10 protein-coding genes are annotated in these 13,211 nt (G+C 67.6%); 2 read left to right on the top strand and 8 right to left on the bottom strand.

The features are described from left to right. From JJ691_RS06365 to JJ691_RS06350, 4 genes are read right to left on the bottom strand one after another with little or no spacing between them, the layout of a single operon-like run. Positions 1 to 1,575 carry a phosphate ABC transporter substrate-binding protein PstS gene (locus tag JJ691_RS06365; RefSeq protein ID WP_211767857.1) on the bottom strand — a complete coding sequence of 525 codons (1,575 nt, stop codon included), beginning with the start codon at positions 1,573 to 1,575 and terminating at the stop codon, positions 1 to 3. After that, positions 1,572 to 2,717 carry a phosphate ABC transporter permease PstA gene (pstA, locus tag JJ691_RS06360; protein WP_211767856.1) on the bottom strand — a complete coding sequence of 382 codons (1,146 nt, stop codon included), beginning with the start codon at positions 2,715 to 2,717 and terminating at the stop codon, positions 1,572 to 1,574. The genes JJ691_RS06365 and pstA overlap by 4 nt, the downstream gene beginning before the upstream one ends. Before the next feature lies 1 nt (position 2,718). Further along, a complete protein-coding gene (gene pstC / locus JJ691_RS06355) occupies positions 2,719 to 3,696 on the bottom strand; it encodes a phosphate ABC transporter permease subunit PstC (protein ID WP_249227726.1) in 978 nt (325 codons plus the stop codon). After that, positions 3,693 to 4,154 (bottom strand): DUF1508 domain-containing protein, encoded by a 462-nt coding sequence (locus tag JJ691_RS06350; protein ID WP_211767855.1) that lies wholly within the window; start codon positions 4,152 to 4,154, stop codon positions 3,693 to 3,695. Before JJ691_RS06350 ends, pstC begins: the two co-directional genes overlap by 4 nt. A gap of 741 nt (positions 4,155 to 4,895) precedes the next feature. On the opposite strand from JJ691_RS06350, the gene JJ691_RS06345 reads away from it, so the two are divergent. Together JJ691_RS06345 and JJ691_RS06340 are read left to right on the top strand one after the other, a co-directional pair. After that, positions 4,896 to 5,996, top strand: coding sequence for an HNH endonuclease signature motif containing protein (locus tag JJ691_RS06345; protein ID WP_211767854.1), 1,101 nt, complete (start codon positions 4,896 to 4,898; stop codon positions 5,994 to 5,996). 427 nt (positions 5,997 to 6,423) lie between these two features. Beyond that, the gene (locus JJ691_RS06340) at positions 6,424 to 7,875 is read left to right on the top strand and encodes a serine hydrolase domain-containing protein (RefSeq protein ID WP_211767853.1); all 1,452 of its coding nucleotides are present in this window, start codon (positions 6,424 to 6,426) and stop codon (positions 7,873 to 7,875) included. Between the two features lie 54 nt (positions 7,876 to 7,929). Here the strand turns inward: JJ691_RS06340 and JJ691_RS06335 are convergent, their stop codons facing one another. The 4 genes from JJ691_RS06335 to JJ691_RS06320 form a co-directional block, all read right to left on the bottom strand. Beyond that, a complete protein-coding gene (locus tag JJ691_RS06335; RefSeq protein ID WP_211767852.1) occupies positions 7,930 to 8,937 on the bottom strand; it encodes a right-handed parallel beta-helix repeat-containing protein in 1,008 nt (335 codons plus the stop codon). Between the two features lie 78 nt (positions 8,938 to 9,015). Beyond that, positions 9,016 to 10,026 (bottom strand): right-handed parallel beta-helix repeat-containing protein, encoded by a 1,011-nt coding sequence (locus JJ691_RS06330; RefSeq protein ID WP_211767851.1) that lies wholly within the window; start codon positions 10,024 to 10,026, stop codon positions 9,016 to 9,018. Beyond that, positions 10,023 to 11,945 carry a hypothetical protein gene (locus JJ691_RS06325; protein WP_249227725.1) on the bottom strand — a complete coding sequence of 641 codons (1,923 nt, stop codon included), beginning with the start codon at positions 11,943 to 11,945 and terminating at the stop codon, positions 10,023 to 10,025. The genes JJ691_RS06330 and JJ691_RS06325 overlap by 4 nt, the downstream gene beginning before the upstream one ends. Before the next feature lie 170 nt (positions 11,946 to 12,115). Next, positions 12,116 to 13,108, bottom strand: coding sequence for a ricin-type beta-trefoil lectin domain protein (locus tag JJ691_RS06320; RefSeq protein WP_249227724.1), 993 nt, complete (start codon positions 13,106 to 13,108; stop codon positions 12,116 to 12,118). Positions 13,109 to 13,211: the final 103 nt, after the last annotated feature.

Raw genomic sequence — 13,211 nt, 5'->3', positions numbered from 1 at the left:
TCAGCCACCCCCGTTGTTTCTGTTGCGGCGCTTGCTGATCGCCCGCGCGACGAACGCGGGCACGAGGAGCACGAGCACGACCTCGACGGCCGCGAGCACGCCCATCACGGTGGTCATGCTCTGGGCACGGAAGGCCGCCAGCTCGCTGGCCGTGGCCGAGGAGTCGCCGCCGGAACCGCCTGCGGAATCGCCGATGGCCTGCCCGGTCTCCGGGTCGATGGACGGCGGTGCCGACGTCGAGGTGGCCGCTGCGCCACCGGATCCGGTGCCGCCGGTGCCGCCGCCCGAGCCGTTCTTGAGCGGGTCGGAGTTGTTGTCCGTGCCGCACGGCCCGGCGCCCTGCTTGTCGCAGGCCTGCGGCGCCGGATCGATCTCCGCCAGCTTGTTGGCGCTCGGGTTGCCCGGGTCGAACGTGGGATTGTCGCAGCTGCGCGGATCCCGGTTCTGCAGGTCCTTCGGGTCGATCCGGCTGAACCGCTTGACCTGGTCGAAACCGGCCTGCACCAGGTTCAGCGGCAGCGGCGAGTAGCCCAGCGCCGGCGCCTCCTGCTGGCCCTCGCACAGGAAGTAGTAGGAGAAGTCGGCGAAGGTCTTGGCCTTGTCGGCTGTGATCAGCCGGTCGTTCTGGCCGATCGGGACGATCATGTACGAGTACGCGGACATCGGGTACACCCGTGGGTCGCCGAAGGTGAAGACGTCCGACAGGTCCTGGGTGAGATACTTGGTGATGTCGGACTGGTCCATGTTCAGCTTGGCCTTGGTGAGCGCGACGGCCACGTTGTAGGGCGTCGGCGCGGCGTAGTAGCCGGCGGCGTTGAGGATCTTCGCCACCGGGAACTTGGCGTTGAGCGCGTAGGAGTACTGCACGTAGCCGATCGCGCCGTCGTAGCTGTCGGCGGCGATGGTGCTGGACATCGTGGAGTCGTTGCCCTGCGCGGTCACATTCGGCGCGTTCACCGGGTAGTACGAGGTGGCGGCGGCCTGGCCGGCGTAGGCCTTCCACACGTCCGGGAACTGGTGGTTGATCCAGTCGGTGAACTGGAACGTGGTACCCGACCCGCCGGACGCGACAACCACCTGGATCTTCTTGGCCGGCAGCGCGTGGCCGTTCATGTCGGCGGTGATCGCCGGGTCGTTCCACATGGTGATCTTGCCGGTGAAGATCTTGGCCACGGTCAGGCCGCTCAGCCGCACGTTGCGGATCAGGTCCTTGCCCTGCTGCAGGTGGTACATCAGCGAGGTGCCGCCGGCGATGATCGGCATGTACGCGAAGTCCCGGCCGTTGGCGTTGTCCGGCTGCTTGGTGAGCGGGTCCACGCCCTGGAACGGGATGTCGGAGTTGGCGAAGTCCTGCTGGTACTGGCCGAACTTCTGTCGGCCGGCGCCCGACGACGAGCTGGTGAACGCGATCTCCACGCCCTTGGCCGACTCGTCGGACGTCCACTGGTTCATCGCGTTGGCGCTCCACGACGAGCCCTCGCCCTGCAGCACCTCACCGGCCATCGCCGCCGGCGCCGGCCCGACCAGCACCGCGAGCGCGGCGGCGGCCAGCAGCAGCAGAATCCTTCGTGTCATCGTCTTCCTCCCCGCCCGCGGGCGAGCGCACGTGCCGCGACGAACAGCAGCACCACCAGGACAAGCAGCACGGTCGCGCCGCCGAAGGCCCGTTGCACCTGAACCTGCTCGGGTTGCAGGGCCATCTCGTAGACGAAGAACGGCAGCGACACCATCGGGCCGCTGACCGGGTTCGCGTTGAGGTAGGTGCTGTAGGTCGAGGTGAGCAGCACCGGCGCGGTCTCGCCGATGCCGCGGGCGACGCCGAGGATCAGCGCCGTGGCCAGGCCGGCGCGGGCAGTCGGCAGCACCACGTGCCAAACCGTGCGCCACTGCGAGGATCCCAGCGCCAGACCGGCCTCGCGCAGGCCGCCGGGCACCACCCGCAGCACCACTTCGGCGGCGCGGGCGGTGATCGGCAGCATGGTGATGGCCAGCGCGATCGCCGCCGCGAAGCCGGATGCGGGCAGGCCGAGCGCCACCAGCAGGACGATGTAGACGAACAGGCCGGCGACCACGTCCGGCAGCGCGGTCATCGCCTCCACCACCGTGCGCACGAAGGTGGCCAGCCGCCCGCCGACCTCGTTGAGGAACACGGCCGTGAGCACTCCCAGCGGCAGCGTGATGACCACCGTGATGGCCACCTCGATCAGCGTGCCGACCACGGCGTGCAGCACACCGCCGACAGTCAGCGGGTCGAGCGGGCCGGCGTGGCTGAGGTCGGAGACGAAGAAGTTCAGGTGCGCCAGCGCCGGAATCCCCTGCACCACAGTGCTGACCACGACCAGCGCCAGCGTGCCGCCGACGATGATGGCCGCCGCGTGCACCACCGCCGCCATCACCCGGTCGACGATCTGCGCCCGGCCGTGCCGCAGGCCCGTGACCACCGCGTACAGCACCAGGAACAGGGCGAACCAGCTGACGACGAAGCCGAAAACCCCGGAGAACGGCAGCAGCCGATCGTAGAGCACCCAGTCCAGCGCGGCCGCCGAGGCCAGCGAGCCGATCAGCGACAGCTGGTCGTCCAGCGTGCGGCTGCGCAGATCCCGCTTGGTCTCCGGAGTGGCCGCGGCCATCTCGAAGCTGAGCGGGCGGGCCTCGGCCCCGCTGAGCAGCTCGGTCTCGCGCGGCATGTCGTGCAGCACGGTCGTGTTCTCGGTCATCTCAGATCTCCGTCGCCGCGCCGCTGCGGCTGCGCGCGACGATCACGCCGGCCAGCAGGTTGACCACCACCGTCATCAGGAACAGCACGAACCCGGCCGCCAGCAGCGCGGACAGCTGTGTCGGGCTGGCGTCACCGAACCGCAGCGCGATCATCGACGCGATGGTGTTGCCGCCGCGCTGCAGGATGTGGTCGGTCAGGTCGAAGGTGGGCGAGATGATCAGCGACACCGCGATCGTCTCGCCCAGCGCCCGGCCCAGGCCGAGCATCGTGCCGCCGATGACGCCGCCGCGGCCGAACGGCAGCACCACCGCGCGGATCATGCCCCAGCGGGTGCCGCCCAGGGCCAGCGCCGCTTCCCGTTCGCCTTGCGGCGTCTGGGAGAACACCTCGCGCATCACCGAGCAGGCCATCGGGATCACCATCATCGACACCGCGATGCCGCTGATGAACATGGACTTCTCGTACAGCGGCTGCTCCCACAGCGCGGCCCTCGGGTCGGTGTCGACCTGGAAGAACGGCAGGAAGCCGAGATAGGTGTGCAGCCAGCGGGCCAGGAAGTGCGCGGCCGGCTGGAGTGTGTAGAAGCCCCACAGGCCGTAGATGACGCTGGGCACCGCCGCCATCAGGTCGACCACCGTGATCAGCGTGGCCCGCAGCCGGCGCGGCGCATACTCGCTGATGTAGAGCGCGACCAGCATGGCCAGCGGGAAGGAGATCACGATCGCCACCAGGGCGACCAGGGCGGTGCCGGTGATCACCGACAGGATGCCCGCGTGCCCGGCGTCCGGGTTCCACACGGTCGTGGTGAGAAAGCCCAGGCCGTAGGTCTGCAGCGTGGGCAGCGCCCTGATCGCTAGGAACACGCCGATGCCGCCGGTGATCAGCAGCATCAGCAGTCCGCCGCCGCGCGCGACTCCCCGGAAGGCCAGGTCGCCCAGCGGCGCCGCGGACCGGATCGGTCTCGCCTCGTCGGTCACCGCTCTCCCCTGTCATCGTTGTCTTGACGGGAGTCAGACAATCGTGGATCGGTGACCAGACGCGTGGTCAGCGGTGAACGCGCAGACAACGGGACGCTGCCGCCGCATGGCCGATTCTCCGGCTCCCCCAACGGTATTTCCCGGCCCCGGCGGCCCGGCTGGAACACCGCCAGCGGCAGGTCGCTGTCCGCGCCGCGCACCGACCGGCCGAACCGGTCCGCCGCCAGCGCCGCGTCCACCCGCCGGGCGAAGCCGTGCGCCGACTGGGCCACCGGCCGGTCGCGCACCGACATCCGCCACCACCACTGGCCGCCGTCGCCGTGCTCGAAGTCGAACTCCGCCTGCGCCGCTGATCTTCGGATCCGCTCCACGTCGTCCAGCGCCGCCGCGTGGTCGGCGAAGTCCCGCGCCGACACCCCAAGCACCCGGTTGTTGCCCCCGAGCAGACGCCAGCGCACGCGCCGTCCGTCCGTCCGGAAACACTGAAACCTCGCCACTCCCCAGCCCTCCCCCAGCACCCTCCCCCACGCCGACGCAGCCACTCGTCGACATCACCCGACAGAAGGTTGTTGACAAATCACACGTCCGCCGGACTGGGCGCTGAGCGCCACATGCACGGCAGGTGAACAGGATCCGACCGAACGCCCATTCGGCGGTGCCGATTGGTTCAGCGGGCTGCGGTCTTCCGTGCCTTCTGCACGGATGTGGGGCATGCGAAGCCTCGCTCGCCTCCCGCACCGCCGCATCTCCTGTGTCCGCACCCCGGCAGCCGAGCTGCCGGTGGTCTGCCCAGCCCGGCAGAGCACCGCACCCCACTTCCCGCAACACCTCCACCCTTGCCCTCACCCGCACCACCTCCCACACACCCCTGTCCCCACGTCCGCGCTTCCCACAGACCCTGCCCCCACCTCCACCGCCTCCCAGACCCCCCTCCTTTCCCTTGCCCTCAAAGCCCTCCACGCAGCCCACCTCCCACACATCCACCCCCTTTCCCTTGCCCCCAAAGTCGCCGAGACACCCCACCCCTTACTCTCACGCCGCCACGTCCCACACACCCGCCTCCTTTCCCCTGCCCCCAGCGCCTCCCACACACCCCCTACCTCACCACCTCTCACACACCCCTCTTTTCCTTTTCCTCCAACACCTTCTACCCATTCGAGTGATGAAGTCGATCTTTCGGGGCGAGTAGAATTGCTGGTATGGAAGAGAAAGTCGCTCGCTTGATCGAATGCGAGCGAGTCCTTCGCAAGACCCAGGCCGAACGGTTGCGGTTGATCGCCGAGTTGCACGTCGACGACTGGGCCGTCAACGACATCGGCATGGCCCTACAGCTCTCGCCCAGCAACGCCTCCACGCTTGTCGAGTGGGCAACCCGTGTGGCCACAGTGTTTCCTGACGTGCTGGACGCCATGGACGCCGGGATGATCAGCGAGTGGTCCGCACACGGGTTGGTCGATCCGACCGAGAACTACAAGCCCGAGCTCGCGCAGAAAGCCGTCACGAAGACCCTGGAGACCGCTGAGGGCCGGTGTTGCCAACAACTGCGGCGATCGGTGCGGAGTCGGTTGCAGCGGGCGGATCCCGCCGGGCATGCGCAGCGGTGCGCCGAGCGGCGGCGGGACCGGAAAGTCGTGCTCTACGACGAAGACGACGGCATGGCCGCGATCAAGTGCGAGCAGCCGGTGGAGATCGCGCAGGCCATGTACGCGAAGGTCGACCGGTTGGCGCGACAGGAGCCCAAGAACGGGCGGTCGATGGATGCGGTGCGGGCGGATGTGGTGGCCGCGTTGGTGTTGGAGGAACCGAAGAGCGCCGGGTCGAAGGCGCTGATCCAGGTCACCGTGCCGATCACCGCGCTACTGGGCGTGGATGATCGGCCGGGGCAGCTGGATGCCGGGCAGGTGATCCCGGCGGAGGTGGTGCGGGACCTGATGGCCCATCCGGGCACGGTGTTTCACCGGTTGCTGACGGATCCGGCGGGGAACTTGTTGGAGTACAGCCCGGGGATCTATCGGCCGAAGGCGGAGGTGGATCGCTTCATTCGGACGCGGAACAGGACGTGTGTGATGCCGTGTTGCTCGCATCCGTCGCGGTCGTGCGATGTCGATCACGCGGTGGCGTGGCCGGAGGGCAAGAGCACCGGCACCAATCTGGGGCCGTTGGATCGCAGGCATCACCGGTACAAGCACGCGACCAAGGCGAAGGTCAGCATCACGGAGGATGGGACCGCTACCGTCGAGACGAGGTGGGGGCAGACCTACATCACCAGGCCGGAACCGGTGGAAGAACCGCCGTTCTGAGATCGTCTCGACGGACCCGCCCTAACGGCTTGGAACATCACCGACTCGTGGGCTGGTGATCCGCTGCCGCGGCCACGACGGCCGACTCCTGCGCTGACGATTCCGGGGTGCCGTCGCGGCCTTGCCACCCGACACCGTGGCTGGGGTCCGTAGGTGCGTGCGTCAGGTGGGGACGTTGGGCGGTCTGCCGGCGGGTGCGTCGTGGGTACGTTGGTGGGCGCGTCGCGTTGTTTTCGAGCATCAGCCAACCGTGCGCCCGAGGGCTGTTTGCGGTTGGCGGGGGGCGCGCAGTACCGTTGGGGTGGCGGTGCCGGCCGCCTCTGGGTCCGCGGGTAGGGCTGCAAGCCCACCGGTTGAGCTCCACTCCACTGACGGCAGGTCTTCCAGCCCGATGTCGCGGACCCGCGGGCGTTGAGGAAGGACTGCCTTGTCCGAATCTTCGCGTGCCCTTCCCGAGCGGCCGAACCTGCGTTTCCTCAAGATGGAGGCGAAGCGCAGGGTGACGGCGGGGGAATTCGGCGCACTTCACGAGGCGCAGCTGGCAATCGCCCGAGAGCACGGGTTCGCCAGTTGGACGGCGCTGAAGACGACGATCGAGAACGAGAGCCGGGCGCTGCCGCACGTGCGGTGGCTGGTGGAGAAGTTCCAAGGGGCGGACGGGCCACAGTGGACGCCGCCGACGGGGGCTGAGCTGGGGGAACACATCGGGGAAAGGCTGCTGGAGCTGGTGCCGGCGGAGGCGATCGGGCAGCAGCTGAGCTCCATAGCGCAGAAGCTCCGGGAGGAGCTGAGGGTCGAGGCGGCCACGGTGGACACAGTCTGGGCCGAGATCGGGGCCCTGACGATCGAGGCGTCGGCGGAGAGCGAGGCGCCGCACAGGCTGGCGTCATTGCGGATCTACCCGGTGTCGAAGTCGGTAACCGATCCACGGGTGGCCAATCCCGTGACCAGCGCGAACGGCGGAGCGCCGGCGGAGGCGGTTGAGGCGGCGAAGCAGGCCCAGGCGGAGGTGGGGCTGCCGGGGGTGATCCTAGCTGGAGCTCCACAATGGACGGTCACGGCTGGGTGGGCTGATCTTGACCGAAGGGAAGAGCTGCGGGCGGAGCATCGGTTCCCGGCCTACGGGGTGGCCAAGGTGATCACGTCGGTGGCGGTGCTGCGGATCGTGGAAAGCATCGATGAGCGGGCCAGTGAGCTGCTGCGGGAGCTGCGGCTGGCCAACGACGGGATCACGGTGCGGCAGCTGCTGACGCACACGGCGGGCGTGGTGAGCCCGGAGCAGCAGTTCGCGGAACAGGTGCCGGAATCCGTCTATCAGGGGACGGTGCCCTGCGTGGAGACGAACGGCGAGATCAAGCCCAGCAACGGCGGGTACGAGGTGCTGGGACAGCTGATCGCCGACGTCACGGGACTGTCCTATCCGGACGCCATCCGGAAACTGGTGTTCGAGCCGCTGGGCATGGCCGAATCGGACTTTCCGACGAGTTGGCCCGGCGGTAAAACGATCACCGGGTATCGGCTGGGCGATGACGGGCGGTTTGAGCAGCAGGAACGGCAGGTGTCGACGATGGCGGCGGCGGGTGGGCTGTGGACCACGGCGTCGGACCTGGTTCGCTTCGGGAAGAACTGGACGTCACTCCTGACACCGGAGCTGGTGCGCGAGTCGCTGCGGACCCAGATCAGGCAGAACGCCATGGAAATGGGCCTGGGCTGGCTGCTCAACCCGGCCAAGGACCTCTACGGCCACGCCGGGGCAGGACCAGGAGCGGGAGTGTCGCTGCTGATCAGGCAGAGCACGGGCCTGGTGACGGTGGCGGCGACGAACCGGCTGGTGCCGATCGAACCGACCAACGCGCGGCTGAGCCGACGGCTGGCCTGAGAGCAGGGGGCGGGCCGGCGTCGGCAGGACGCCGGCCACGCCGTCAAAAGGCGACTACACGCCGGGAGTGGTGGGGGTCTTGGACAGGCCCTTGCCGCCGGTGCTCTTGTTGGAGGCGCCGATGACGTTCGGCGACTTCGACGAGGTGCACTGGCTCTGGTCGGTGGCGTTGATGCCGTAGCCGTTCTTGTTGGTCACGGTCAGCGTGTTCTTGCTGAACGTGTTGCCGCAGCCGGTCTTGCCCCAGACGTTGTGCAGCTGGATGTCGTCCAGGTAGCCGTTCTTGGCGGTGTTGCCGGTGATGCTGTACTTGTCGCCCTTGATGTCCATCGTGGAGTCGGCGTCGTGCTGGTTCTTCTCGCCGGTCCCGTCGAGGGTGTTGCCGGAGATCACGCCGTCATGGGTGCCCTCCTTGACGTCGATGCCCTCGGCGGCCACGTTCGGCCCGATCTTGTTGTTGAGGACCTGGATGTAGTTGCTGGCGTCGGGGGTGCTCGGGGTGGCGCCGTAGCAGTCCCAGTTGCTGTTGGCCGAACCGAGGTACACGCCCTCGCCGTATCCGGGCTGCTCAAGACCGGTGTTGTACACCGAAGAGTTCTTGATCACGCCGTAGGAGCTGCTCTTGCGGAAGTGCACGCCCTCGTAGCCGATGTCGTGCACGGACACCGAGTCGATGGTGACGTGGGACGCGCCGTCGAGCACGATGCCCTTCTTGGACTGGGTGACGCTGAAACCCTTGAGGTTCCAGTAGTTCGCGCCCTGCAGCCACAGGCCGTAGCCGGTCTGCCCGGACGGGCAGTCGGTGTCGCCCAACTTGAACTTGGGATCGTGCAGCACGGCCTTGGGACTGCCGACCAGGGTGATCGGCGCGGATGCGGTGCCGGAGGTGGTGGCGATGAACTGGTCGCCGTAGTCGCCGTCGGCCAGTTGGATGGTGTCGCCGGGCTTGGCCGCCTGGAGGGCGGCGATGAGCTGCGCGGCGTTGCTGACGTTGATCGTCGAGGCGGCCGGGTGCACGGCGAAACCAGCCACCAGGGCGGCCGCCGTCAGGGTCTTGATCACAGGGGGAGTTCCTTTCCGACCGGGATCGACGGGGCCGGCCCGCATAGCGGCTGGTATGCGGGACGGCCCCTCGATCACCTACACACCGGGCGTGGTCGGGGTCTTCGACAGACCCTTGCCCCCGGTGCTCTTGTTGGACGCGCCGATGACGTTCGGCGACTTCTGCGACACGCACTGGCTCTGGTCCGTGGCGTTGATGCCGTACCCGTCGGCGTTGGTGACGGTCAGCGTGTTCTTGCTGAACGTGTTGCCACAGCCCGTCTTGCCCCACACGCTGTGCAGCTGGATCCCGTCCAGATAGGCGTTGCGCACGGTGTTGCCGGTGACGGTGTACTTGTCGCCCTTGATGTCCATCGTGGAGTCGCCCGAGTTCTCGTTCTTCTCCCCGGCGCCGTCAAGGGTGTTGCCGGAGATCAGCCCGTCGTGGGTGCCCTCCTTGACATCGATACCCTCGGCGGCCACGTTCGGCCCGATCTTGTTGTTCAGCACCTGCACGTAGTTGCCGGCGTCGGGATCCTTGCCGCCGTTGGCCCCGTAACACGCCCAGTTGCTGTTGGCCGAACCGATGTAGACACCCTCGCCGTAGCCCGGCTGCTCAAGACCGGTGTTGTACACCGTGGAGTTCTTGATCACGCCGTACGCGCTGCTCTTGCGGAAGTGCACACCCTCGTACCCGATGTCGTGCACCGAGACCGAGTCGATGGTCACGTGCGCGGCACCGTCCAGGACGATGCCCTTCTTGGACTGCGTGACGCTGAAACCCTTGAGATTCCAGTAACTCGCCCCCTGCAGCCACAGGCCGTAGCCGGTCTGCCCAGAAGGACAGTCGGTGTCACCGGGGTTGAACTTCGGGTCGTGCAGCACCGCCTTGGCGCTACCCACCAAAGTGATCGGCGCGGACGCCGTCCCCGAGGTGGTGGCGACGAACTGGTCGCCGTAGTCCCCGTCGGCCAACTGGATGGTGTCGCCGGGCTTGGCCGCCTTCAGCGCGGCGATCAACTGGGCCACGTTGCTGACGTTGATCGTGGACGCGGCCGGGTGCACCGCGAAACCAGCCACCAGCGCGGCCGCCGTCAGCGTCTTGATCATTTGGCCACCGACTTCAGGAACAGCGACGGACCGCTGTCGGTCTTGGACACGTCCACGCCGTGCCCCTTGGTGTAGTCCGCCTGCTCGTTGTGCGCCCAGTCCACAATGGGCTTGCCACCGATGTCCAGGTGGTGGAAGCCCGTGCCGTCCCAGCCGAACTGGTAGATCGTGTTGTGGCTGTCGTAGTACGGCGTGAACGCGGCCCCGGCAGTGACCTGCTTGGTCATCGTGTTGTTGAAGAAGACGTTGCGCGGGCCCGAAGAGCCGGACCACTTGACCGCCTTCTGACCGGTCGACCAGTAGATCGGGAACCACGTCGAGTCGTCCGGCGGGTCGTTGCCCTCGTCACCGCAGTGCGCGGTGCAGTTGCCGGACCGGTGGGCGTAGGAGACGGCGTTCGTGTTGTCCTCGAACAGGTTGTTGCGCTCGTAGCCGCCGTGGATGTTGAAGTCGGAGTCGATGTCGTTGCCGATCACGACGTTGCCCGACGCGGACCACTGGAACGTGAAGTGCCGCAGGTCGCGGGTGGTGTTGCCGGCGTAGAGCGAGTCCCACACCCGGGAGCCGCGGAAGTAGCCGTTGCCGCCCTTGCCCTTGTTCCACGAGCCGTCCAGCTCGTTGTTGACGATCTGGAGGTTCTTGGCCTCCTCGGTCACGATCGGGTGCGAGCCGGTCATGATCGCGTGGATGCCGGTCACCCAGTCGTTGGCCGCCCACTTGAACACGATGCCCTGCATGGCCAGCGACGGCGCCAGGTTGCCGTAGTTGTCCTTGGCCTGGGCCTGGGTGACGCCGGGCGGCGCGACCTGGGTGTAGGAGAAGTTCTCGAAGCCGACGCCGACGATCGGGTCCACGATCGGCGAGGCCTTGGACGCGTAGACGGTGCCGTCGATCGGCGCCGAACCGTCCGAAGTGGAGTCCACCGGCACGTCGTACTCGAGCGGCTTGTCGATGGACACCGTGTGGTTCTTGGTGTCGATCGCGGTGATGGTGAACCACTGCTGACGCATGTGCAGGTTCTCCAGCGGCCACGTGGTCGGGTAGGCGTCCATCGACTTGTAGAAGTTGACGGAGTTGGCCGCCCGGATGTTGATGAAGCCGCCGACCTTCATGTTGGTGGTCTTGGCGCTGGTGTCCAGGTAGACCACCTTGTCGCCGGTGCGGGCGGCGAAGCCCTTGTCACCGGGCTTGGCCCGCAGCTTGGCGCCGGCCTTCCAGTGCACGTTGATCGTGCCCTCGAAGATGTCCTTGCGGTTGGCCGGGGCGCTCTTGTACTCGCTGGCGTAGCTGGGGTCGACCTGGCGCGACTGCACGCGGAACAGACCGCGACCCGGCCACAGCCATCCGCCGGAGCCGTCGTCGTAGTTCATGTTCTTCTGGTCCCACTGGTCGCCGTCCGGCGTCAGCACGTCGTACTCGGTGTTCTTGTCCGGCGCGTAGACGAACTTCGTCGCGTCCGTGCCGGCCCCGCGCAGCACCAGGTAGTTGGCGTCCACGTGGATCTCGTGCGTGACGTTGAGCGTGCCGGCCGGGAAGGTGATCAGGCTCAGCTTGTTGTAGTTGGCCGACGGCGAGCAGGTGCTGTGCAGCTTGTCGATCGCGGCCTGGATGCCGTTGGTGTCGTCGACGTTGTCGTTCGGGATGACCTTGTACGTGCTGGCCAGCTGGGCAGGGGTGATCTGGCAGCTGGCGCTGGGGTTGATGTCGCTTGCGCCGGGCAGGTTCTGCCCGCCGCGGAAGCCGGCCTTGCTCCAGTCGTACAGGCCGGGGATCGGGGCCCGGCGGTTGGCCGCCGAGGTGTCCAGTTTGGTCAGTGCGTGGCTGCCGGTGGCGCCGATGGCCGCCTGGCCCGAGGCCATCAGGCCGCCGGCGACGCACAGGGTGGCCGTCACGAGCGCGACGACCCGCTTTCGGTTCACTTGAGTGCCTCCGAGGAAATGGGGAATGGATCAGCGAAACGGCAGTGTTGGCGGCAAGTTCTCACGCGCGGCGGACGCCCCAGTCCGCCGCCGGCTCCTTCGCGCACCCTGACGCGCGTCGGAGCCGGCGACGTCCCGCCCCTGCCTGGGCTTGAAAAGACCCGACCAGCTCAGCGCTTGGTCGTGGTCGTGGGGAAGGTCCACTGCGCCGCCGTGCCGGAGCAGCTGGCCGCGGTCACCGCGGTCGCCGTCGCCCGGAAGCACTTCTTGCCGGTCTGGATGTCGGAGATGGTCCCGTTCGGGTTCTCCGACCACTGCTGTGTCGGTCCGCCCGTGCACGTCTTGAACAGGATGTTGCCGCCCTTGGAGTCGGCGCACAGGTTGTGGATGCTCAGGAACGTGCCATCGAAGGTGAAGCTCTGCTCGGCCGAGCCGTCACAGGCCTTGACGCCGAGCGTGAAACCGTTCTTGGTGCTGTTGCCCGGATCGTCGAGGCACACGTTCGAGCCCTTGCTCTTGTACGGCCCGACAGTGGTGATGGGCTTGGCCCCGCCGTAGCACTCGCCGGTCTTGGTGTTGAAGATCGGGTCGGCGCTGACCTTCTCGTTCGACGGCGGGTCCACGATCACCGACTCCATCACCGGCGTGCCGTCGGAGTTGTAGTTCGTCAGCGCGTCCTCGCAGTCGATGGCCTTGATCGGGTCGCCGCCCTTGCCACCGAGCCACAGGTCGAAGTGGGACAGCTTGGGACCGCCGTTGGGGCCCTTGCCGTTCCAGTCCGCGTCGCACTCCTCGCAGTCGTCCTCCATGATGAAGTACTTGCCCACCCGCGGCACGTAGATTCGGCCGCCGGCCTTGACCTCCTTGGTGGAGGTGGCGAACGTGATGGGATCCGCCCAGGTGCCGGTGCCGCCCGCGGTCTTGTGCAGGCCCGGGTAGGAGATGTCGCCGCCCGGCGGGGTGTTGTCCCACCAGCCGTAGAAGGTCAGGAACGTCTGCTGGGACCCGTGCGGCGCCGCCGCCGACGCCTGCTGCGCTGATGCCTGCTGGGCCGACATCTGCTGGGCCGTGGCCGGCCCGACGCCGGACAGCACCATGGCGATCACGGCGAGCGCCGCGAGCAGACCGGACGTCAGGACGGGGACGATCGCTCGTCTCCTCATGGTTGCCTCCGTAGCCTCCCGGCTCCCGCCAGGACAACGAAGGCGGCGGTGACGCCGAGCTTACGGCCCGTCACCCGCTTTAGTAAAGAACCCTTCCTAACAA

This window comes from Kutzneria sp. CA-103260, assembly GCF_018263855.1.
GTDB lineage: Bacteria > Actinomycetota > Actinomycetes > Mycobacteriales > Pseudonocardiaceae > Kutzneria.
Note: the sequence above shows the minus strand (reverse complement) of the source record. Positions and strands in the feature narration are given on the sequence as shown.

What these genes read in the sequence shown, in the direction of transcription:
- JJ691_RS06330 (WP_211767851.1), bottom strand. Translation starts at nt 10,026, where the DNA reads ATGATCAAGACGCTGACGGCGGCCGCGCTGGTGGCTGGTTTCGCGGTG.
- JJ691_RS06365 (WP_211767857.1), bottom strand. Translation starts at nt 1,575, where the DNA reads ATGACACGAAGGATTCTGCTGCTGCTGGCCGCCGCCGCGCTCGCGGTG.
- pstA (WP_211767856.1), bottom strand. Translation starts at nt 2,717, where the DNA reads ATGACCGAGAACACGACCGTGCTGCACGACATGCCGCGCGAGACCGAG.
- JJ691_RS06345 (WP_211767854.1), top strand. Translation starts at nt 4,896, where the DNA reads ATGGAAGAGAAAGTCGCTCGCTTGATCGAATGCGAGCGAGTCCTTCGC.
- JJ691_RS06320 (WP_249227724.1), bottom strand. Translation starts at nt 13,108, where the DNA reads ATGAGGAGACGAGCGATCGTCCCCGTCCTGACGTCCGGTCTGCTCGCG.